General features: G+C 34.2%; 16 protein-coding genes. 13 read left to right on the forward strand and 3 right to left on the reverse strand.

Going from position 1 to position 22,770, the window contains the following annotated elements:
- Positions 1-4: 4 nt before the first annotated feature.
- From QGM60_RS02460 to QGM60_RS02470, 3 genes are all read right to left on the reverse strand, one after another.
- On the reverse strand, positions 5-1,540 hold the full coding sequence (locus QGM60_RS02460; protein WP_281138645.1) for a RagB/SusD family nutrient uptake outer membrane protein: 1,536 nt from the start codon (positions 1,538-1,540) through the stop codon (positions 5-7).
- Positions 1,541-1,553: 13 nt separating this feature from the next.
- A complete protein-coding gene (locus QGM60_RS02465) occupies positions 1,554-4,574 on the reverse strand; it encodes a TonB-dependent receptor (RefSeq protein ID WP_281138646.1) in 3,021 nt (1,006 codons plus the stop codon).
- A gap of 251 nt (positions 4,575-4,825) precedes the next feature.
- Positions 4,826-7,618: a LuxR C-terminal-related transcriptional regulator gene (locus QGM60_RS02470; protein WP_281138647.1), complete on the reverse strand. Its 2,793-nt coding sequence runs from the start codon at positions 7,616-7,618 to the stop codon at positions 4,826-4,828.
- Positions 7,619-7,900: 282 nt separating this feature from the next.
- On the opposite strand from QGM60_RS02470, the gene ilvD reads away from it, so the two are divergent.
- The 13 genes from ilvD (at position 7,901) to QGM60_RS02535 (ending at position 22,689) form a co-directional block, all read left to right on the forward strand.
- Positions 7,901-9,580: a dihydroxy-acid dehydratase gene (gene ilvD / locus QGM60_RS02475; RefSeq protein ID WP_281138797.1), complete on the forward strand. Its 1,680-nt coding sequence runs from the start codon at positions 7,901-7,903 to the stop codon at positions 9,578-9,580.
- Positions 9,581-9,610: 30 nt separating this feature from the next.
- Entirely contained in the window at positions 9,611-11,344 is a 1,734-nt protein-coding gene (gene ilvB / locus QGM60_RS02480; RefSeq protein ID WP_281138648.1) for a biosynthetic-type acetolactate synthase large subunit, read from the forward strand.
- Positions 11,345-11,346: 2 nt separating this feature from the next.
- Positions 11,347-11,874, forward strand: a complete 528-nt coding sequence (ilvN, locus tag QGM60_RS02485; RefSeq protein WP_281138649.1) for an acetolactate synthase small subunit — start codon at positions 11,347-11,349, stop codon at positions 11,872-11,874.
- A gap of 104 nt (positions 11,875-11,978) precedes the next feature.
- On the forward strand, positions 11,979-13,484 hold the full coding sequence (ilvC, locus tag QGM60_RS02490; protein WP_281138650.1) for a ketol-acid reductoisomerase: 1,506 nt from the start codon (positions 11,979-11,981) through the stop codon (positions 13,482-13,484).
- On the forward strand, positions 13,484-14,749 hold the full coding sequence (gene ilvA, locus QGM60_RS02495; RefSeq protein WP_281138651.1) for a threonine ammonia-lyase IlvA: 1,266 nt from the start codon (positions 13,484-13,486) through the stop codon (positions 14,747-14,749). The genes ilvC and ilvA overlap by 1 nt, the downstream gene beginning before the upstream one ends.
- 413 nt (positions 14,750-15,162) lie before the next feature.
- Complete coding sequence (locus QGM60_RS02500; protein WP_281138652.1) at positions 15,163-15,789, forward strand: GNAT family N-acetyltransferase; 627 nt, start codon at positions 15,163-15,165, stop codon at positions 15,787-15,789.
- A complete protein-coding gene (locus tag QGM60_RS02505; RefSeq protein ID WP_281138653.1) occupies positions 15,779-16,972 on the forward strand; it encodes an argininosuccinate synthase domain-containing protein in 1,194 nt (397 codons plus the stop codon). The genes QGM60_RS02500 and QGM60_RS02505 overlap by 11 nt, the downstream gene beginning before the upstream one ends.
- Positions 16,969-17,943, forward strand: coding sequence for an N-acetyl-gamma-glutamyl-phosphate reductase (gene argC / locus QGM60_RS02510; RefSeq protein ID WP_281138654.1), 975 nt, complete (start codon positions 16,969-16,971; stop codon positions 17,941-17,943). Before QGM60_RS02505 ends, argC begins: the two co-directional genes overlap by 4 nt.
- A gap of 52 nt (positions 17,944-17,995) precedes the next feature.
- Positions 17,996-18,796: a pyrroline-5-carboxylate reductase gene (proC, locus tag QGM60_RS02515; protein WP_281138655.1), complete on the forward strand. Its 801-nt coding sequence runs from the start codon at positions 17,996-17,998 to the stop codon at positions 18,794-18,796.
- A complete protein-coding gene (locus tag QGM60_RS02520) occupies positions 18,793-19,920 on the forward strand; it encodes an aminotransferase class III-fold pyridoxal phosphate-dependent enzyme (protein ID WP_281138656.1) in 1,128 nt (375 codons plus the stop codon). Before proC ends, QGM60_RS02520 begins: the two co-directional genes overlap by 4 nt.
- On the forward strand, positions 19,920-20,858 hold the full coding sequence (locus QGM60_RS02525) for an acetylornithine carbamoyltransferase (RefSeq protein ID WP_281138657.1): 939 nt from the start codon (positions 19,920-19,922) through the stop codon (positions 20,856-20,858). The genes QGM60_RS02520 and QGM60_RS02525 overlap by 1 nt, the downstream gene beginning before the upstream one ends.
- Positions 20,855-21,631, forward strand: coding sequence for an acetylglutamate kinase (argB, locus tag QGM60_RS02530; RefSeq protein WP_281138658.1), 777 nt, complete (start codon positions 20,855-20,857; stop codon positions 21,629-21,631). Before QGM60_RS02525 ends, argB begins: the two co-directional genes overlap by 4 nt.
- Complete coding sequence (locus tag QGM60_RS02535) at positions 21,628-22,689, forward strand: M20 family metallo-hydrolase (protein WP_281138659.1); 1,062 nt, start codon at positions 21,628-21,630, stop codon at positions 22,687-22,689. Before argB ends, QGM60_RS02535 begins: the two co-directional genes overlap by 4 nt.
- Positions 22,690-22,770: the final 81 nt, after the last annotated feature.

Genomic DNA, 22,770 nt, shown 5'->3' on the forward strand with positions numbered 1-22,770 from the left:
TATTTTAATTGTTCTCTAGAGGTAGTAGGTCTAGCTGATCTTGAGGATAAGGCAAATACTCTGCATCTGCAGTGAAAGTACGTCCGTCGTAACTTAACTCGTCGTATCTATTCAATCTTATCATATCAAAATAACGAATTCCCCACTCCATACCTAATTCGGCAAACTTCTCATCTATAACATCATCTGTTGTAACTCCTGAAATAGGCGTCATATCTGCTCTTTCTCTAACTAAATTAACCGCTTGATCTGCTGTAAGAACACTTCCAGATGCTCCATGCGTCAATGCCTCAGCATACATTAATAAGATTTCAGCATAACGAATAACCAAAAAGTTCTTACCAGAACCATAACTATTTCTTCCTGGTGTTAATTGATTCGATGGCCAATAGTGCTTCCCACTAGCAAACATAAATCTAGTAGTATCATTAAAAATATCACCATCTAAAGTCGTGTTAGATATATAGCTCGGTAAAGTTGCGTAATTAGGATCTAACATTAACTCATCCATACCTCTAGGAGTAAAACAAACACTTGTAACTAAACGAGTTTCGTCGCCTCTATCTATCATAAACTTTATGTATTTTAAACTTGGCTCATAGAATCCCCATCCGGAAGAAGCTGTAGATACCACTGGTGTCCAATTTGGAGGACCAAATGGTGCAAATAAATGATTGTTTACATCGCCTGTTGCTTGACCATAATCCGAAAATTGTAATTCAAATAAGTTTTCGTTACTTAACTGACCATCTTCTTTAAAAAGTTCATAATAGTCATCATATAACATAAATTTATCTGACTCTATAATTTCAGCCGTGGCATCTGCCACACCTTGATAATTCTCAAGCTCAAGGTTCGCCATCGCTTTTATTGCCAGAGCTGTATATTTTGTTACACCTCCTCTAACGTCTGTTCTTTCATTAGGTCTTAAATCTGGCAAAAAGGGAATTGCTTCATCCATAAGATCCGATACATACTGCATCACCTCTTCTTTTGTATCAACACCATTATCTATATCTTCAGAAACATTAGATGTAGTTATAATGAATATATCGCTCCAAAGACGAGACATTTGCAGGTGTTGAAAACCACTCAACACTTTTGTTTCAGCTATGTACTGATCCGCTAAGGCTATATCACTTCCTGTAGCAAACTCTTTATACCTCTGAATTGTTTCACCTGAATTAACAATATCCACCAAGTCACCATAGAGATTACTCCAAACTTGATTAAACATCCAATAGTTATTGTCATAATTATATAAATCTGCATTTGTTAGACCTCCTTGGGCATCACCAACACCTCCTGCATTTACATCATCACCTCTTACACCAACTAATATTGGATCTTCCCAACCTCTTGAGTAAACTTCTGCATAAGCCCCAATTAAAGGCAATACCATATCTCCTGTTTGAGTAAAGTCTAAATCATCAGCTGCAACTTGCCCATCATTCTCTTCTAATTTATCAGAGCAACTATAAAATACTGTACAAATAGCCAACAAGAATGTTAACCACTTTAATTGTTTAATTTTTTTCATATCGTGCTTTTTTTTATAATTTAATATTAACACCAAAAGTATAAACTGCTGGTATTGGGTAAGGCTCTCTATCAATTCCGTTAGCTACTTCTGGAGTAAATCCATTGTAGTTAAACAGTGTTAATGGACGATCTGCAGTGAAAGTTAACTTCACCTCTGGCATTTTAACACCTTTGATAGTACTTGATGGTATTGTGTACGCTAATTGGATATTTTGTATTCTAAAAAACGAACCATCTTCTACAAAAAATGTACTCATTCTCTGGTTCCACGCTTTTCTTCTACCTTCTGATGATGGATAAGAATTCGAAGTACCTTCACCATGCCATCTATTTATAGCAAATTCAGCATCCATATTAGTATCATTAGTAAATAAAACCTCTCCTCTTCTTCTATTAAGGATATCGTTACCTGTTTGTCCTGCAATAGCAACTGAAAGATCAAATTGCTTGTAAGATACCTGTAGATTACCACCATACACAAAAGACGGTAGATAAGAACCAATTACTGTTCTATCATCTGCATTTATTTCTCCATCGCCGTTTCTATCTCTATATTTAAAATCACCTGGCACTAAACCATTTGCTACAGCTATAGGATCATTTTGTATTTCATCATCATTTTGATATACACCTACTACTTCCCAACCAAAAAATGCTTCTATAGGTTCTCCAACCATGGATCTTTGACGAAATTCCGCTTGACCCGTATCAAAATAACCTGCTGCACTATTTACTTTAGTAACCTCATTATTTAGTGTAGCAATATTACCAGCTACAGAAAAACTCCAGTTATCATTTAACCTTTGAGACCAATTTGCTGCGATTTCTATACCTTGAGTTCTCATCTCACCAACATTCTCCATAATTGTATTACTTATAATTGGCTGATCCACAGGAATTACTAATTTTTTTGTATCTCTGATATAGTAATCAGCTTCTAAAGACAATTTACTATCAAAAAGTCTTGCACTTATTCCTAGGTTAGTTTCTTCTAGTATTTCTCTTTCTAAATTTTGAAAATTACTTGAGCTTATAAATCCATCTGTAGGAATATCATCTATCGCAGTAGTTAAATTATCGATAGTTCTTCTACCTGAACTATCACCTAGGGCACCATTAGCTAATTGTCCCCAACTACCTCTCAATTTAAGAAAATCGAAAACACCATTATCTTCCATAAAACTCTCTTCAGAGACTACCCAACCTAAACCAAAAGCTGGTGTAGTTACCCATATTTCACGTGGAAATCTTGAATCTCCTTCTGCTCTAACAGTAGCATTCAATAAATATTTACTATTATAACTGTACTCAACTCTACCGAAATAAGAAAGAGAATAAAGTCGATCACCTAATTCATAGACTCTATCATTTCCAAAAGAAGTTGGGTCTGTAAAATTCAAATACCAAGAACTCTCTAATTGAGCTGCTCTAATATCATCTCCTGTAGCATGGAATAAGTTATCTTGTTCATCTCTAAAAGAGGATCCTGCAAGAACAGTTAGGTTATGATTTCCAAAACTATCTGTATAGGTTAATGTATTATCCCATATTTGATTAGAATACTCCTGATTAGCTCTTCTTAAAGAAGACACTTCTCTCTGAGAATTCTGAGATACAAAATATGGCAACCTCACATTTCTTTCAGAAATCGTAGAAAAATCATGACTATACGCTGATCTAAACTTTAACTTATCAGGAATCAACTGATACTCAACATAAGCACTCGCTAATATTTTTTTAATTTTTAATCTGTTATTATTAAATGTCATAACAGGGAACGGATTTTGAGAACTACGATACCCTAACACTCTTGCATCAGAAAATGGTATAGGAGTAGCTTCTGTATTTAGCTCATCATAAACTGGTAATATTGGAACAGCAAAATAAGCTTGAAACCAAGCACTATTTTCAGGATTATATTTAGTTGCGTTACTAAAAACCATATTAGCTCCAACTTTTAATCCTTCAGAAACCTTAATATCGACACTAGACTGAATATTAAAACGCTCATATTCATTCTTCATATCCATGATACCTTCTTGAGAGAAGTAACTAGAGTTAAAACTGTAAGTAGCATTTTCACTTCCACCTGTAACACCTATACTATGACTTGAAATAGGAGCTAACCTTAATATTTCATCATACCAATCTGTATTAACATTAGGAATGTTTGGGTTTACTCGACTTCTTCCGTAGCGTTGGATTGCATTTTCAACAAATTGAATATCTGCAGCAGAACCAGACTCGTAAGCCATAGTCACAAACTGTTCTGCATTAGCCATCTTAACGACATTTTGCGCAGTTTGAAAACCCGTGTAGCCATTATATGTAAAAACTGGCTTTTGCTCAGTTTTTCCTCTTTTAGTTTCTATAATGATAACACCATTAACCCCTTTTTGACCAAAAATAGATACAGAAGACGCATCTTTCAAAACAGAAAAACTTTCAATCTGACTACTGTCTAAGAAGTCTATATTGCTATAAAACATACCATCGACAACATATAGAGGTTCACTTCCTGCGTCGTAAGATCCCACACCACGAATTCTTACCGTAGGCGAATCCCCAGGAGAACCATTACTAGTAATTTGTACACCAGCAACTTTACCCTGTAAAGATTGAGCAACGTTACTATTTGGAGTACGTGCAATATCCTCTGACTTCACAGTTGATATAGCTCCTGTTAAATCTGCCTTTTTCTGTGTACCATAACCCACAACAACAACTTCATTAAGAGATTCTACATCATCTTCTAATGAAACATCGATAGTTGTTTGGTTTTCAACAGTAATAACCATTGTTTTAAAACCTAGATAGCTATATTCTAATTGATCACCACTACTGACCGATATCGAATACTTACCATCAAAGTCTGATGTTGTACCTCTTGTAGTACCCTTAACAATAATACTTACGCCGGGCAAAGGCAAACCATCACTTTTACTTGTTACAACACCATTTATATCCATCTGTTGTGCAAAGGCACTAAATGAAAAAAATAGCATTAACAATAGACTAATTTTTGTTTTCATAAAATTAATTAATATTAGATTAGATAGTTAGTTTTTATTCCAGTGTCTAAATTATAATCTAATGTTAAATAGTGTTAACATCGGTTTACATTTTAATTACGCCACATTTATGGAGTATTTGCGTTTTTATTAAAAAAACTTACTGTTGACGTAGCTTAAAACTATTAAAAAAACGTTGTAGTTAAAAACAAAACGGGTAATTGACGTACTAATGACGTAGTTAAATTTGAGTATTGAATAAAATAATACGTCTATTTTTTAATATTCAACAAATAATCAACGACAGAAATGTCATTTTCTAAATCTAACTTCTTTTTTAGACGGTAACGATGAGTTTCAACACCTCTCACAGAGATATTCATTAAAGGAGCTATCTCTTTTGATGAAAGATTCATTTTGATGTATGCGCAGATCTTTAAATCTTTTGGCGTAAGTTTAGAATGTCTAGATTTAAGTATTTCAAAAAATTCATCATGAACTTGAGTAAAATTTTCTTCAAAAACTTCCCATTCATCTTTAAGAACTATTGAATTATCTAGCTTTTTAACCAGCTTTTTAAATGCGTAGTAATTACTAAACCCATCTTTGTTTAACATTAGCTCTTTTTTGATTTCTTGAAGTGTCTCATTTTTCTTCACCAATGCCATTGCATTATTGGCTAACTGCTTACTCTTAAGCTTTATTTCATTATGAAGTGATTCATTCTTTAATTGCACAATGCGTTTTTCGTTCTCTAAGGTTTTTTCACGTAATAATTTTTGTTGCTCCTTCTGATATTTAATCTTAATCACTCTTTGCTCTTTAGCTACTTTTCTATTGTGCATTATGTAAAACGAAGCTAAAATCAATGCAAGAATTACAAAATACAACAACAGACCTAACTTATCTCGGTACCATGGTGGCAACACATCAATTTTAATAGAATGAGCTTCAGAAATATTACCAGAAGTATCTCTTGCCCTAAAAGAAATATCATAAACACCATCTTTTAGATTATTAAAAGTCGCTCTATTTCCCTCAACTTTAGTCCAACCTTCATTTAAACTTGGTATCTTGTATTCAAAAAAATGATTTATAGATTTAGCCGAAGAAAGCTCTACTACAATAGATTTATTATAATTAAAAGCAATAGCCTCATCTGAAGATTTTTCAGCAGATATAAGATTACCATTCACAAGAATTTTTTCGACATCTGGTTTGAATAATTCAATATTATTTTTTGATGTACTATTGATAATCATAAAACCATTATCCAGATTGAGTGCATAGGAAGAATCTTCTAGCTTTGAGATGTTCTCATAACCTATTATATATCTATCTTTCAAAAACTTATCATTCAGAACCAGGCCACCATTATCATCTGTAAAAGATTTAAAACTTATAAACCCACTACTATTCTTTAAAGCAAAAGGCTGAACATCCTCTTCAGATATAACATAATTATCTTTTCCCAACTTTTCATTCAGCAGTTTGAAAGGTATAATTGAATCTAATATAGGTTCATATTTTTGCCATCCTTCATTTGCTTTAAAACAAATGTTATTCATGATATTATACAACCTTACATTGTAATCGGAAGTAATCCCTTTATTTTGATAATCGGAAATTGAAGTTATTGTATCATGATTTTCATCAAAATTCACACGAAAAACACCTTTTGTTGCATGAGCCACCCATGCGGTTTTAGAGTTTTCAAAAACTAAAAATCTTGAAGGAATAGTAGTTTTCCCTAAGTGCTTAACCTCCCAACTACCAGAATGTTTTCTAAACCTCACCAAGCCAGAATAAGTTCCTTGAATATATGTTGACTCTGTTTCTGGTACTTTTTTAATAGTCCAACCACCTGTATGAGAAGATATCATTTTAAAATCATCACCATCAACCAGAAAAGTACCTTCATTATGACCACAAAACAATTCACCTTCAATAATTTTTAAATCCCAAACCTGACCTTGTGAACCTTCTACAAAGTCTAATTGATCATTTTCATCAAGTTTAAACAATCCTGTATTTGTTCCTATATATATAACATCTTTAAATTCAATTATATCATAAACAGCACCTAACCTCCCAGAAACATCATTATAAAAATAATTACTACTATTAAGCTCAATATTAGCAACACCATTATCTAGCCCAAACCAAAGATTATTGTCTTCATCTAAAGCCTGTCCTAAAACAGTATTATTTAAAAGTCCATTTTCCTTGTTAATATGAAACTTAATATTCCCATTGATATCTGTTACAAAAACGCCATCTTTTATTGTACCAAAAATCATTTCTCCAGAATCTAATATGGAAAAGTTATTAAGCTGGTGTAATTTAATTTGCTCGTTAACTTCAAAACTAGTTCTGCTAAGTTTACCATTTTCTAAAAAAAAGCATCCTTTCAATGAAGTCGTCAACAATAACTTATTTTTATACTTATCGATAGATATGATTTTAGCATCTAGAAGTAAGTCATTATTATAAAACTGCTGAAGTTCATTTTCTTTCAGCAAATAAACTCCTTGTTTTAATGTACTTATGTATAGCTCACCATCCACAACACTACAGGATATCACAGTAGAATTTGGCCTTAGCCTGGTAACACTATTACTATCGTAGACATAAACATTACTAAACGAACGGAAGATTATTTTGTCTCTAAACTTAACTATTTGCCAAATCTCTTCATTAGGAGAAATTTCGCCAGAAACTTCATCACTAAGAGAATTATAGACCAAGGCTCCATATTCATCTTTCTCCCAATAACCAAATTCCTCGTAAGATCCTGTGTAGACAATATCACCTACTGTTAACACTGACCTAACCACTGTTTTGTTTGGTAATTGATAAAACTGCCAAATAAGGCCATCATATTCCAACAACCCACTATTGTTAGCGACATAGACCTTCCCGTTGTCTGCTCTAGCAATATCCCAGTTCTGATTTCCTGCTTTATATTCCGCAATACTATAGTTATGTATACTAGGAGAAAATTGACCAAAAACTAATTGCAGGTTGAAAAGTATTAGGAAGAAAATTAGAATTAAATGTCTCATATATTAACAATACGAATTTTAGCTTAAAAGTAACAATTTAACTCTACTCACAGTTCAAGTCTTAAATATTATAAAAACAATACTGTACCAATCTCATAAAAAAGACAACATAGGAAAATTATCTAGAATCTGAACATCATATAAAATAAAATTCAAAATATTGATATTCAGCATTTTAAATAAAACAAAACAGTATTGGGTTTAGATTAAAAGAATCATATCCTTAAAAAAGGCTTAGCTAATAACTAATTTAGAACTTCTAAAAGAATGTCTATAATCATAATGAGTCAATTAAATAAATATAGTAAAACAGTAACACAAGATCCAACGCAACCAGCAGCACAAGCAATGTTGCACGCTATAGGATTAACCAAAGAAGATTTTTATAAACCCATTATAGGTATTGCAAGTACAGGTTACGAAGGTAATCCATGTAACATGCATTTAAATGACTTAGCAAAACTCGCTAAGCAAGGCACAAAAAATCAAGATGTTGTAGGCTTAATTTTTAATACCATTGGTGTAAGTGACGGAATTTCTATGGGTACACCAGGTATGCGGTATTCCTTACCATCACGAGATATTATTGCCGACTCTATGGAAACCGTTGTGCAAGCTATGAGCTACGACGGACTAATAACCGTTGTTGGTTGTGACAAAAATATGCCAGGCGCATTAATGGCAATGATACGTTTAGATAGACCAAGTATTTTGGTCTATGGCGGAACTATTGATTCTGGTTGCCATAACGGAAAAAAACTAGATGTCGTTTCTGCTTTCGAAGCTTGGGGAAGCAAAGTCGCTGGTACTATGAATGAAAGCGAATATCAAAATATAGTTGAAAAAGCTTGTCCTGGCGCTGGTGCTTGTGGCGGAATGTACACAGCAAATACTATGGCGTCAGCAATTGAAGCTTTAGGAATGACCTTGCCCTTTAACTCATCAAATCCAGCAACTGGCGAAGAGAAAAAACAAGAAGCCATAAAAGCTGGCGAAGCGATGAGATTGTTAATCGAAAAAGATATTAAACCAAGTGATATCATTACTCGCAAATCTTTAGAAAACGCTATTCGTTTGGTGACTATTTTAGGAGGATCGACCAATGCAGTGCTTCATTTTTTAGCAATTGCTCGTGCGGCGAATATAGATTTCACTTTAAAAGATTTTCAAAATATCAGTGATAACACACCATTTTTAGCCGATTTAAAACCTAGCGGAAAATACTTAATGGAAGACGTACACGCAGTTGGTGGTATTCCAGCAGTTTTAAAATATCTATTGAAAAAAGGCTTAATCCATGGTGATTGTTTAACCGTTACCGGAAAAACACTAGCTGAAAATTTATTAGATGTTAATGATTTAACCGAAGGTCAAGATGTGATAAAACCAATCGAAGAGCCTATAAAAATCTCAGGTCACTTGCGCATGCTTTATGGTAATTTAGCTGAAGATGGAAGTGTTGCAAAAATCACAGGAAAAGAAGGATTACGCTTTCGCGGAAAAGCAAAAGTATTTGAAGGTGAATACGCAGCAAACGATGGTATCAGAGATGGTAAAGTAGAAAAAGGTGATGTAGTTGTCATTAGATACGAAGGACCAAAAGGTGGACCAGGAATGCCAGAAATGCTTAAACCAACTGCTGCCATTATGGGTGCAGGTTTAGGTAAAGACGTAGCATTAATTACAGACGGACGTTTCTCTGGTGGAACACACGGTTTTGTGGTTGGTCACATCACACCAGAAGCTCAAGATGGTGGTACAATCGCATTAGTCAAAGATGGCGATTTTATCACAATAGATGCTGAAACCAATACTATTCAACTTGAAGTTTCAGAAGAAGAATTATCACAAAGAAAACAATCATGGAAAGCACCAGAATTAAAATTTAATCGTGGTGTCCTTTACAAATATGCTAAAACGGTGTCGTCTGCATCCAAAGGTTGTGTTACCGACGAGTTTTAGAATAGAAACTAATTAATGCCATACTAATTTATGGAAACAAAAACGATAAAAAACAACGAGCAATCTACTTCAAAAACTATTCGTATTTCGGGTAGCGAAGCGGTTGTTCGAAGCTTAATAGCAGAAGGCGTAGATGTGCTTTACGGTTATCCTGGTGGCGCAATTATGCCAGTTTATGACGAGTTGTATAAATTTCAAAATGAAATTCATCACGTCTTAACACGTCATGAGCAAGGTGCAACTCATGCCGCGCAAGGTTACGCGCGTATTTCTGGTAAAGTTGGTGTTGCTATGGCAACTTCTGGTCCTGGCGCAACTAACCTAATCACGGGTATTGCCGATGCGCAAATAGATAGTACGCCAATGGTATGTATTACGGGTCAAGTTGGCTCGCATTTATTAGGTAGTGATGCCTTTCAAGAAACCGATATTGTTGGTATTTCTACACCTGTTACTAAATGGAATCATCAAGTCACAAAAGCTTCAGAAATTCCTAAAGTCATTGCAAAAGCATTTTACATCGCAAAAAGTGGTCGTCCTGGTCCAGTTTTAATAGACATTACTAAGGATGCACAATTTGAAGAATTCGATTTTAAATATGAAAAATGTACAGGAATTAGAAGTTATAAGCCAATTCCTGAAACTAATCCAGCCGATTTACAAGCTGCTGCAGACTTAATTAATAATGCAAAAAAACCTTTAGTCGTTTGGGGACAAGGTGTGATTTTAGGTGAAGCTGAAGCTGAATTTAAAGCTGTTATCGAAAAAGCTGACTTACCATCGGCTTGGACCATTTTAGGTGCTTCGGCAATTCCTTCAACACATTCATTAAATGTCGGCATGGTTGGTATGCACGGTAATTATGCACCAAATGTGTTAACAAACGAATGTGATGTTTTAATCGCAATCGGAATGCGTTTTGATGATCGCGTCACAGGAAATTTAGCAACTTACGCTAAACAAGCTAAAGTGATTCATTTTGAAATTGATCCAGCAGAAGTTAATAAAAATGTAAAAACAGATGTTGCTGTTTTAGGGAATTCAAAAGAGACTTTGGCAGCAATTCTTCCGCTTTTAAAAGAAAATTCACATAAAGAATGGCATCAAAAATTTAAAGATTTATACCAAGTTGAATATGATAAAGTCATAAAAAACGATTTACATCCAACCAAAGAAGGTTTAACCATGGGCGAAGTGCTTAAAGAGATTAATGCACAGACCAAAGGTGTAGCAGCAATTGTTAGCGATGTTGGTCAGCACCAAATGATCGCCTGTCGTTATGTCGATTTTAATGTGTCTAAAAGTAACATTACTTCTGGCGGATTAGGCACTATGGGATTTGCCTTACCAGCTGCAATTGGTGCAAAAATGGGCGCACCAGAACGTGATGTGGTGATGATTGCAGGTGATGGTGGTTATCAAATGACCATCCAAGAACTTGGAACCATTTTTCAAACCAAAGTACCAGTAAAAATTGTCGTGCTTAACAACAATTTTTTAGGTATGGTAAGACAGTGGCAACAGCTGTTTTTTGATAAGCGTTATGCGTCTACAGAAATGGAAAATCCAGATTTTGTAGCAATTGCAAAAGGCTATCATATTAATGCTAAAAGCGTGTCTAAAAGAGAAGATTTAGCTAATGCAGTAAAAGAAATGATGGAAACTGAAGGTGCATATTTCTTAGAAGTTATGGTTGAAAAAGAGGATAATGTATTCCCGATGATACCAACAGGCGCAAGTGTTTCAGACGTAAGATTAGAGTAATTATGAGTGAAAATAAATTATATACCGTTTCTATTTATACCGAAAATAATATAGGATTATTAAACCGTATTTCGGCAATATTTCAACGTAGACACATCAATATTGAAAGTATAAATTCTTCAGTTTCAGAAATTGAAAATGTGTCTAAATGGACCATTGTGGTGAAGTTAACCGAAGACCAAATGAAAAAAATCATTGGTCAAATTGAAAAACAAGTTGAGGTGATTAAAGCCTATTATCACACTGAAGAAGAAACCATTTATCAAGAGTCTTGTCTATTCAAAATCAAATCAGATTTACTGTTTGAAGAGCGACAAATTCAAAATATTATTAAAGAAAGTAACGCAAGAATCGTCACTGTAAATAAAGAGTTTTTTGTGCTTGAAAAATCAGGAAGACGTAGCGAAATAGAATTATTACACAGAGAATTAAGTGCTTTTGGAATTTTACAATTTACCCGTTCTGGGCGAATTGCAGTTACCAAAACACCAATGGAAATAACTAAAATGCTAGAGGCATTTAATTACTAAAAAACAAATAAATTAAAATAGGAACTAAATGATTTAAGAAGAATTTTTAGGCTTTATTTAGTCAATTCTCTTTCGTCTATGTTCTATTTTCTAAATCAAAAAAAATGGCAAATTATTTTAACACATTACCATTAAGAAAACAATTAGAACAATTAGGGAAATGCAGATTTATGGAAGCTTCAGAATTTGAAGATGGTGTAGCTGCATTAAAAGATAAAAAAATAGTCATCGTAGGTTGTGGCGCACAAGGATTAAACCAAGGATTAAACATGAGAGATTCTGGTTTAGATATTTCTTATGCTCTACGTCAGCAAGCAATTGATGAAAAACGTGCGTCATACAAAAATGCAACCGATAACGGTTTTAATGTTGGGACTTACGAAGACTTAATCCCAACAGCAGATTTGGTGTTAAACTTAACACCAGACAAGCAACATACAGATGTTGTTAACCAAGTGATGCCTTTAATGAAAAAAGGGGCAACGTTAAGCTACTCACATGGCTTTAATATTGTTGAAGAAGGTACGCAAATCCGTAAAGATATTACGGTAATTATGGTCGCACCAAAATGTCCAGGAACCGAAGTGCGTGAAGAATACAAACGCGGTTTTGGTGTCCCAACATTAATTGCTGTGCATCCAGAAAACGATTCAGAAAATAAAGGTTGGGCTCAAGCAAAAGCTTACGCAGTTGCAACCGGTGGTGATAGAGCAGGCGTTTTAGAATCGTCTTTTGTGGCTGAGGTAAAATCTGATTTAATGGGAGAACAAACCATTTTATGTGGCTTGTTGCAAACTGGTGCAATCTTGTCTTTTGACAAAATGGTTGCCGAAGGAATTGATGCTGGTTATGCTGCAAAATTAATTCAGTTTGGCTGGGAAACTATTACTGAAGCTTTAAAACATGGCGGAATTACAAATATGATGGATAGATTGTCTAATCCTTCAAAAATTAAAGCATTTGAATTGTCTGAAGAATTAAAAACCATCATGCGTCCGTTATTCGAAAAACATATGGACGATATCATTTCTGGTCATTTCTCAAAAACTATGATGGAAGATTGGGCAAATGATGATGTAAATCTATTAAAATGGCGAGCAGCAACTGGCGAAACTGCTTTTGAAAAAACCGAATTAACTTCAGATCACATCACAGAACAAGAGTATTTTGATCATGGTGTGTTGTTAGTCGCGTTTGTAAAATCTGGTGTAGAACTTGCTTTTGAAACTATGGTAAGCGCAGGAATAATCGAAGATTCTGCTTACTATGAATCGTTACACGAGCTGCCATTAATAGCAAATACCATTGCGCGTAAAAAGTTATTTGAAATGAATCGCGTCATTTCTGATACTGCAGAATATGGTTGCTATTTATTTGATCACGCATGCAAACCGTTATTAGCAGATTTTATGAAAACGGTAGATACTTCAGTAATAGGAAAGTCATTTTCAACAAAAACAGGTGTCGATAATATCGAATTAATAAAAGTGAATGACGCTATTAGAAATCATCCAATTGAAACCGTAGGTAAACGTCTTCGTGCTGCAATGACCGCAATGAAAGTGATAAAAACCGAAGAAGCTAAAACCCAAGATTCTGTCCTAGCCTAATGGAAACACACACCACATACAAACCATCTTTAAAATCTGTAGAACAAGCAGCAAAACGACTTGAAGGTATTGCTTCTGTAACACCGCTCATTAATAACATGCAACATTCAAAGCAATTTGATTGTAACATCATGTTTAAAAGAGAGGATTTACAGCAAGTAAGATCATACAAAATCAGAGGAGCCTATAATAAAATAGCTTCTTTGACAGATACAGAAATTGAAAATGGCATTGTATGTGCCAGTGCTGGTAACCATGCTCAAGGTGTCGCCTTATCATGTAAACTTTTGAAAATTAAAGGCACTATATTTATGCCCTCACCAACACCTAACCAAAAAATAGAACAGGTAAAAATGTTTGGTGAGGACTATATAGATGTCATTTTAGTTGGCGATAGTTTTGACGATGCTTACCATGCCGCCATGAAGCAATGTGAGGAATTGAGCAAAACATTTATTCATCCATTTAATGACGAAAAAGTTATAGAAGGGCAAGCTACTGTTGGGTTAGAAATTATTGACCAAGCAAAAGAACACCCTATTCATTATGTATTTGTCCCAATTGGTGGTGGTGGACTTTCCGCTGGATTATCTTCAGTTTTCAAAGAACTTTCTCCTCAAACTAAAATTATTGGTGTAGAACCAAAAGGAGCACCTTCAATGTCTACTTCAATAAAAAACAACAGAAATACAGAACTTAATCACATAGAAAATTTTGTTGATGGTGCTGCCGTAAAACGTGTTGGCGATTTAACTTTTGAAATCTGTAAAGAAACGCTTCATGATGTTATTACTGTTGATGAAGGTAAAATTTGCCAAACTATATTAGAATTATATAACAAAGAAGCCATTGTTGTAGAACCTGCTGGAGCGTTGAGTATCGCTGCTTTGGATATTTATGCGAATGAAATCAAAGATAAAAATGTAGTTTGCGTAATTAGTGGAAGCAATAATGATATCACGCGTACCGCAGAAATAAAAGAACGTGCACTACTCTACTCTAACCTAAAACATTATTTTATTGTAAAGTTTCCACAGCGTGCTGGAGCTTTAAAAGAATTTGTAGTTGAAATTTTAGGCCCTAACGATGATATCGCTCATTTTGAATACACTAAAAAATCTAACAGAGATACAGGTTCGGCAGTTGTCGGCATCGAGTTGAAATCACCTGATGATTTAGAGCCCTTGATCACAAAAATGAAGCTTCATAATTTTTATGGTGATTATCTGAATAACAAACCAGACTTGTTTCAGTTTTTAGTATAATTTTTGAATTTTAAATAGTTAGAATAAAATATTTTGAATAATTCATAAATTTTAGCCAAAAACAAAACTTTTTAAACCTTCATATTTATTTAATTTATAGTTTAGCACTATGAAAACTTTTAAAAATAAAAATAGGGAATTCACACCCACACGCTCAATACTTCGTGAGCGACGTTGCTAATACTTTTTTAATCAAGTTAATAAGCAACATTATTTTTATTTTTTATAAATTGAAGAACCCTTTACACATATTATTTTTTAAACATTCAGTTATTAGTTTTAATAACCTTGTTTTTGTACGCCGACGCTTTAACCGTCGCCCGTAAGGGTATGTTCTTTTATTTCAGGAATTAGGTGCGTCCATTTCCACTTTCAACCATATTATTTTCAATTAAAAATTTAAAAACACAACAATGAATATTGTTATTGCTAATAAATCGCATAGTGTTTATGCAGAAACTATTTGTGAAACTATTGCCGAAGCTGCAAAAGTTAGAGGTACAGGTATTGCAAAACGAAAGCCAGAATATATCATTACCAAAATGGAAAATGGTAATGCTGTCATTGCTTTAGATGGTGATAAATTTGCGGGTTTTTGTTATATCGAAAAATGGAGTCATGGAAAATTTGTAGCCAATTCTGGATTAATCGTACATCCTGACTACAGAAATATAGGATTAGCTAAACAAATTAAGCTTAAGATTTTTGAACATTCTCGCACTAAGTTCCCAGATGCAAAAGTATTTAGTATTACCACAGGTTTAGCGGTAATGAAAATGAATAGCGAACTAGGCTACAAACCCGTAACATTTTCTGAGTTAACAGACGATCAAACCTTTTGGGATGGCTGTCAAACCTGTAAAAACTATGATGTTTTACAACGCACTGAACAAAAAATGTGTCTTTGTACAGGTATGCTGTACGACCCTTCAAAGGAAGAGAAAAAAGGTCACGAGCATAAATTTGACAAAAAAGTGTGGACACGACTAAAAAACATCAAACAAACTAGATTTCTAAAAAAAGAGAAAAATGAAAAATAAAGGCAAATTAGTTATTGCTTATAGTGGCGGACTAGATACTTCATATTGCGCTGTAAGTCTTTCAAAAGCTGGACATGATGTACATGCCGTTAGTGTGAATACTGGTGGATTTACAAAAGAGGAAATCAGTAAAATAGAATCTAACGCCTATAAAATGGGTGTTTCAACTTATAAAAATATAGATGCTGTTGCTTCGTATTATAGTAAAGTGATTAAGTATTTAATTTTTGGTAATGTCCTAAAAAACAACACTTATCCTTTATCTGTAAGTGCAGAGCGTATTATTCAAGCAATCGAAATTATTGAATACGCCAAAAGTATAGATGCTAAATACATCGCTCACGGTAGTACTGGCGCAGGTAATGACCAAGTGCGTTTTGATATGATTTTTCAAACTTTAGCACCAGAAATCGAAATTATCACACCAATTAGAGATCAAAAATTAACCAGACAGGAAGAAATCGATTATCTCAAAGAAAATGATATTGATATGTCTTGGGAAAAAGCAAAATACTCAGTTAACAAAGGACTTTGGGGAACAAGCGTTGGCGGATCAGAAACCTTAACTTCCGACAAACCTTTACCAAGCGAAGCCTATCCTTCACAATTAAAACATTCAGACCCAGAAAAAGTCTCGTTAACCTTTTTAAAAGGTGAATTGATTGCTGTAAACGGAATCGAAAACAGTCCAGAAGTCAATATTGAAGTCTTAAACACTTTAGCATCAGCCTATGCTATTGGACGCGATATTCATGTTGGCGATACTATTGTTGGGATAAAAGGTCGTGTTGGTTTTGAAGCTGCTGCTGCCTTAATCATCATAAAAGCACACCATTTATTAGAAAAACATGTGTTAACCAAATGGCAATTACAGCATAAAGATTATTTGTCGAATTTCTATGGAATGCATTTGCACGAAGGACAATATTTAGATCCTGTAATGCGAAACATGGAAGCCTTCTTAGAAAGTAGTCAAGATAAAGTTTCTGGTGATGTTGTAGTCACTTTAAAACCATACCATTTCACATTAGACGGCATTTCTTCAAAACATGATTTAATGAGTGCGAAGTTTGGAAGTTACGGTGAAGAAAACAAAGGTTGGACTGCTGAAGAGGCTAAAGGGTTTATCAAAATCTTTGGTAATCAAAATAAAATCTATCAACAAGTAAATCAAGATTCATGATTAAAGCAGGAATAATTGGTGGTGCAGGATACACGGCTGGCGAATTGATTAGAATTTTTATCAATCATCCTGAAGTGAATATAGATTTTGTATACAGCACATCCAATACAGGTAACACTATTGGTAAAGTACATCAAGATTTAATTGGTGAAGATTTAGAATTTTCTAATAAAATCAACCCTGAAGTTGATGTGCTATTTTTGTGTTTAGGTCACGGAAATTCAAAAGCAATCTTAAGTGAAAACGATTTTTCAACCAAAACCAAAATAATCGATCTAAGCAACGATTTTAGACTTGAAAACGATAAAATTTTCAATGGAAAAACATTCGTTTACGGTTTACCTGAATTAAATAAATCAGACATAAAACAAGCGGATTATATTGCTAATCCTGGTTGTTTTGCAACAGCTATTCAATTGGCATTATTGCCACTAGCAAACGCAAAATTATTGCTTGAAGATGTGCATGTTAATGCAGTTACAGGTGCTACTGGCGCAGGTACATCGCTTTCTGCAACAACACACTTTACATGGCGTGATAACAATTTTTCATATTACAAACCTTTCACACATCAGCATTTGGGTGAAATCAATCAGTCGGTAAAACTGTTACAAGATAATTTCAATTCGCAAATTAATTTTATGCCAAATCGTGGTGATTTTTCTCGTGGAATTTTCGCAACGCTTTACACCAAATTTGATGGTAGTTTAGAAAATGCCAAACAATTGTTTAGTGACTATTATAAAGACGCAAAATTCACATTGATTTCAGATGAAAACATTCATTTAAAACAAGTAGTTAATACCAATAATTGCATACTTCATTTACATAAACACGAAGATAAATTATTGGTGACGAGCATTATTGATAATTTACTAAAAGGCGCATCAGGACAAGCCGTACAAAACATGAATTTAATGTTTGGGTTTGAAGAAACTGCAAGTTTAAAATTAAAAGCGAGTTATTTTTAAAAAGTATGAGTGAGTACTATACACCACCAACTAAACACTAATTACTAAACAAATGAAAATAGCAATCATAGGAACAGGGAACTTAGGAAAGTCCATCGCAAAAGGTTTAATCACCAACAATGCGATTACCACCTTGTATTTAACGAAACGAAATGTGGATAGTGTATCTGAATTTGATGGTTATAAAAATGTGACCATTACAGATGATAACGTTTTGGCTGTACAACAATCAGATATTCTAATTTTTGCAGTGCAACCATCACACTTCGAAGCAATTTTAAGCGATGTAAAAACATATTTAACGGAAAAGCATGTCATCATTTCAACTATAACAGGCTTTACGATTCCAAAGATTGAAGCTCAAGTTGGCACAGACCAATTCATTATTCGTGCTATGCCAAATACTGCGATTGCTGTTGGTAAATCTATGACCTGTTTGTGTAGCAATTCACACGGCGAAAAACGTATTAAAATTGCACAAGCTATTTTTAATCGTTTAGGACATTCGTTAGTGATTCCAGAAACACAAATGCAAGCCGCAACAGTAGTTTGCGCTAGCGGAATTGCCTTTTGGATGCGTTTGATTAGAGCAACAACACAAGCGGCAATTCAATTGGGATTTGACTCAAAAGAAGCCCAAGAATTAGCAATGTACACTTGTGAAGGAGCAGCTAATTTGCTTATCACAAATGGTGATCATCCAGAAGAAGAAATTGATCGTGTTACTACACCAAAAGGGTGCACCATTGAAGGCTTAAATGAGATGGAACACAAAGGGTTGAGCTCATCTTTAATTCAAGGTATGGTCGCATCGTTCAATAAAATTAACAATATTAAAAAAGAACAAATATGAGTCTTTTCAACGTTTATCCACTTTTTGATATTACACCTATAAAGGCAAAAGACGTCTATGTTTACGACGAAAATAATGTGGAATATCTAGACTTATATGGCGGACATGCTGTGATTTCTATTGGGCATTCGCATCCAAAATATGTGTCAGCAATTTCTAATCAAGTTTCAAAATTAGGCTTCTATAGTAATGCCATTCAAAACCCTTTGCAAGTCGCTTTAGCAGATAAATTAGAAAACCTTTCAGGCTGCAAAGATTATCAATTGTTTTTGTGTAATTCTGGTGCAGAGGCGAATGAAAATGCCTTAAAATTGGCGTCATTTCACAACGGAAAAAGTAAAGTTTTAGCTTTTAAAAATTCATTTCATGGTCGTACATCTGCAGCAGTTGCAGCAACTGATAATCCTAAAATTGTGGCGCCAATAAATGCACAACAAGAGGTTGATTTTGTAGAGTTAGGCGATTTAATTTCAGTTGAAAACATTCTAAAGTCAAATCAAACTTGCGCAGCAATTATCGAGTGTATTCAAGGTGTTGGCGGATTGGACGAAAGTACTACCGAATTTTATCAAGGTTTAGAAAGATTATGCAAACAATACAACACAATTTTAATAGCGGACGAAGTACAATCTGGTTTTGGTAGAACTGGCGATTTTTTTGCTTTTCAAAAACACAATATTACGCCAGATATTATTTCTATCGCAAAAGGTATGGGTAACGGTTTTCCTATTGGTGGTATTTTAATTCATCCAAACATCAAACCTAGCTTTGGTTTGTTAGGTACAACCTTTGGAGGTAATCATTTGGCTTGTGCAGCTTCATTATCAGTTTTAGAAGTTTTAGAGGAAGAAAAACTACTTGAAAATGCTAAACAAGTTTCAGAATATTTTATTCAGAAAACTAAAGAATTACCAAGTTTGAAAAGTATTAAAGGTCGTGGATTAATGTTAGGATTAGAATTTGATTTTCCTGTTTCAGAATTAAGAAAACAACTCATACATAAACATCATATGTTTACAGGAAGTGCTAACAATCCTAATTTAATCAGAATTTTACCGCCTTTAACCATTCAGAAAAAACATATTGATGTTTTTTTTGAGGCATTGAAAAATGAATTAAAATAATGAATAAATACACCGAAATAAAAGACATTTCTAACCTAAACGAAACTATAAAGGAAGCTATTTTATTAAAAATGAATCCTTTTGAATTTCAAGATTTAGGAAGACATAAAACCTTGGTGATGTTGTTTTTCAATGCCAGTTTACGTACTAGATTAAGTACCGAAAAAGCAGCAAAGAATTTAGGAATGGATGTGATGGTTTTAAACGTTAATGACGCTTGGCAGTTAGAGTTTGAAGACGGAACCGTTATGAATACCAATACATCAGAACACGTTAAAGAAGCAGCTCAAGTCATTTCGCAGTACGCAGACATTATTGCGGTTAGAGCCTTTCCAACCTTAACGGATAAAGCCAAAGACCAAAGCGAATATATTTTAAAAAGCTTTGAAAAATATGCTACAGTACCAATCGTTAATATGGAAAGTGCGACAGCGCATCCATTGCAGGCGTTGGCAGATGCGATTACCATTGCCGAATTGGTAGAAAAACCAAAGCCAAAAGTCGTGTTGTCTTGGGCGCCACATCCTAGAGCATTACCGCAAGCAGTGGCAAATTCGTTTGTAGAAATGATGCAAAATTTAGAGGTTGATTTTACAATAACTCATCCTGAAGGTTACGAGTTAGATAAAAATATCACTAAAGAAACACCAATAAATTACAACCAAAAAGAGGCTTTAAAAGATGCTGATTTTGTGTATGTGAAAAACTGGAGCAATTTTAATGACTACGGAAAAGTCTTAAATCAAGATGAAAATTGGATGATGACAAAAGACAAGTTAGGCAACGCCAAATTTATGCATTGCTTACCAGTAAGACGAAATGTTGTTGTAGAAGAAGCTGTTTTGGATGGTGAAAATTCAGCTGTGATAAAACAGGCTAACAATAGAACTTATGCAGCTCAAATTGTGTTGAAGCAGATTTTAGAAGGATTAAAATGAAAGCACTAAAAATCATAAAAATAGGCGGAAATATTATTGATGATGAAGTTGCTCTACAATCGTTTTTAAAAGATTTTTCTACGATTGAAGAACCTAAACTATTGGTGCACGGTGGAGGAAAATTGGCAACAAAACTTGCGAATCAAATGCAAGTTAAGGTTAAAATGATTGATGGTAGACGCATCACAGATGCTGAAACTTTAGACATTATAACTATGGTTTATGCTGGTAAAATTAATAAGCATATTGTGGCAAACCTTCAAGCTAATAACTGTGATGCTATTGGGTTTTCTGGTGCAGATGGCAATACAATTGTATCAGACAAAAGACCTGTAAAAAATATTGATTACGGTTTTGTTGGTGATGTAAAACAAGTAAATATAAAAAGTTTAGAATTACTCTTAAATAATAGTATCACGCCTGTATTTTGTGCTATTACACATGATAAAAACGGACAATTGTTAAACACCAACGCAGATACAATTGCTTCGGAATTGGCTATAGCATTATCTCAAATTTTCAAAACAGAATTGTATTACTGCTTTGAAAAAAACGGTGTTTTAAAAGATGTTAATGATGATCATTCAGTGATTGAATCAATAACTTCAGAAAACGTTCAGCAATTGATAGATAATCAAATTATATCAGAAGGTATGCTACCTAAAATTAATAATTGCATGCGTGCGGTCAATAGTAATGTCCAAAAAGTATGTATAGGTAAACCAGAAATGCTTTTCGATAAAAAATCAATCTACACAACCATTTCAAAATGATATCAACGTTAACAGAACAAGCCATTTCGTTGTTAAAACAACTGATAGAAACATCATCGTTTTCATCCGAAGAAGACCAAACCGCACAACATATTGAGCAATGGTTTCAGCTTCAAAATATACCATATAAACGCACAATGAATAACGTTTGGGCTATCAATAAACATTTTGATGAGACCAAACCAACGTTGCTTTTAAATTCGCATCACGATACGGTAAAACCAAATAATGGTTACACTAAAGATCCGTTTAAAGCGATTGTTGAAGATGGAAAATTGTATGGTTTGGGAAGTAACGATGCTGGTGGTTGTCTAGTGAGTTTACTATCAACTTTCGCCTATTTTTATGATAAAGACAACCTAAATTATAATCTGGTTATGGTTGCTTCTGCTGAAGAAGAAAGCAGTGGTGACAATGGTTTGAATAGCATGCTTAATATAATTCCAAAAATTGATGTGGCTATTGTTGGCGAACCAACCTTGATGCATTTGGCAGTAGCCGAAAAAGGTTTGGTAGTGTTTGATGCTGTAGTAAAAGGCACACCAAGTCATGCAGCACATCCTAATGACAACAATGCAATTTACAATACGATTTCAGTATTGGAATGGTTCAAAAATTATGAGTTTACAAAAACATCCAAAACTTTAGGTGAGGTGAAAATGACAGTAACGCAAATCAATGCAGGTAAACAGCACAATGCTGTTCCTGCAAATGTTGATTTGGTAGTAGATGTTCGTGTGAACGATAAATATTCCAATCAAGATATTGTAGATATTTTACAAAAAGAAGCGCCTTGCGATAGTATCATTCCGCGAAGCACAAAACTGAATTCGTCGTCCATTCCAATCGATCATCCTTTGGTAAAAGCTGGTATTGAAATAGGAAGAAACACTTACGGTTCTCCAACCTTATCAGACCAAGCAGTGTTAAGTTGTCCGTCGTTAAAATTAGGACCTGGAGATAGTACACGATCACACAGTGCAGACGAGTTTATTTACATCAATGAGATTGAAGAAGGCATAAAGATTTATATTGAATTGTTAGAGAAAGTATTATAATGTCTGGTCGAGCGCAGTCGAGACCTAATCAACCTCTCGACTACGCTCGAGGAGACAAAAGTTTAATTAAAAAGAAAGCAG

Source organism: Winogradskyella sp. SYSU M77433 (genome assembly GCF_029911945.1).
GTDB lineage: Bacteria > Bacteroidota > Bacteroidia > Flavobacteriales > Flavobacteriaceae > Winogradskyella.

Bases quoted from the DNA above. Each gene is read 5' to 3' on its own strand.
- QGM60_RS02465 (WP_281138646.1), bottom strand. From the start codon at position 4,574: ATGAAAACAAAAATTAGTCTATTGTTAATGCTATTTTTTTCATTTAGT.
- QGM60_RS02460 (WP_281138645.1), bottom strand. From the start codon at position 1,540: ATGAAAAAAATTAAACAATTAAAGTGGTTAACATTCTTGTTGGCTATT.
- ilvD (WP_281138797.1), top strand. From the start codon at position 7,901: ATGAGTCAATTAAATAAATATAGTAAAACAGTAACACAAGATCCAACG.
- ilvB (WP_281138648.1), top strand. From the start codon at position 9,611: ATGGAAACAAAAACGATAAAAAACAACGAGCAATCTACTTCAAAAACT.
- QGM60_RS02505 (WP_281138653.1), top strand. From the start codon at position 15,779: ATGAAAAATAAAGGCAAATTAGTTATTGCTTATAGTGGCGGACTAGAT.
- QGM60_RS02470 (WP_281138647.1), bottom strand. From the start codon at position 7,618: ATGAGACATTTAATTCTAATTTTCTTCCTAATACTTTTCAACCTGCAA.
- ilvA (WP_281138651.1), top strand. From the start codon at position 13,484: ATGGAAACACACACCACATACAAACCATCTTTAAAATCTGTAGAACAA.
- argC (WP_281138654.1), top strand. From the start codon at position 16,969: ATGATTAAAGCAGGAATAATTGGTGGTGCAGGATACACGGCTGGCGAA.
- argB (WP_281138658.1), top strand. From the start codon at position 20,855: ATGAAAGCACTAAAAATCATAAAAATAGGCGGAAATATTATTGATGAT.
- QGM60_RS02500 (WP_281138652.1), top strand. From the start codon at position 15,163: ATGAATATTGTTATTGCTAATAAATCGCATAGTGTTTATGCAGAAACT.
- QGM60_RS02535 (WP_281138659.1), top strand. From the start codon at position 21,628: ATGATATCAACGTTAACAGAACAAGCCATTTCGTTGTTAAAACAACTG.
- ilvC (WP_281138650.1), top strand. From the start codon at position 11,979: ATGGCAAATTATTTTAACACATTACCATTAAGAAAACAATTAGAACAA.
- proC (WP_281138655.1), top strand. From the start codon at position 17,996: ATGAAAATAGCAATCATAGGAACAGGGAACTTAGGAAAGTCCATCGCA.
- ilvN (WP_281138649.1), top strand. From the start codon at position 11,347: ATGAGTGAAAATAAATTATATACCGTTTCTATTTATACCGAAAATAAT.
- QGM60_RS02525 (WP_281138657.1), top strand. From the start codon at position 19,920: ATGAATAAATACACCGAAATAAAAGACATTTCTAACCTAAACGAAACT.
- QGM60_RS02520 (WP_281138656.1), top strand. From the start codon at position 18,793: ATGAGTCTTTTCAACGTTTATCCACTTTTTGATATTACACCTATAAAG.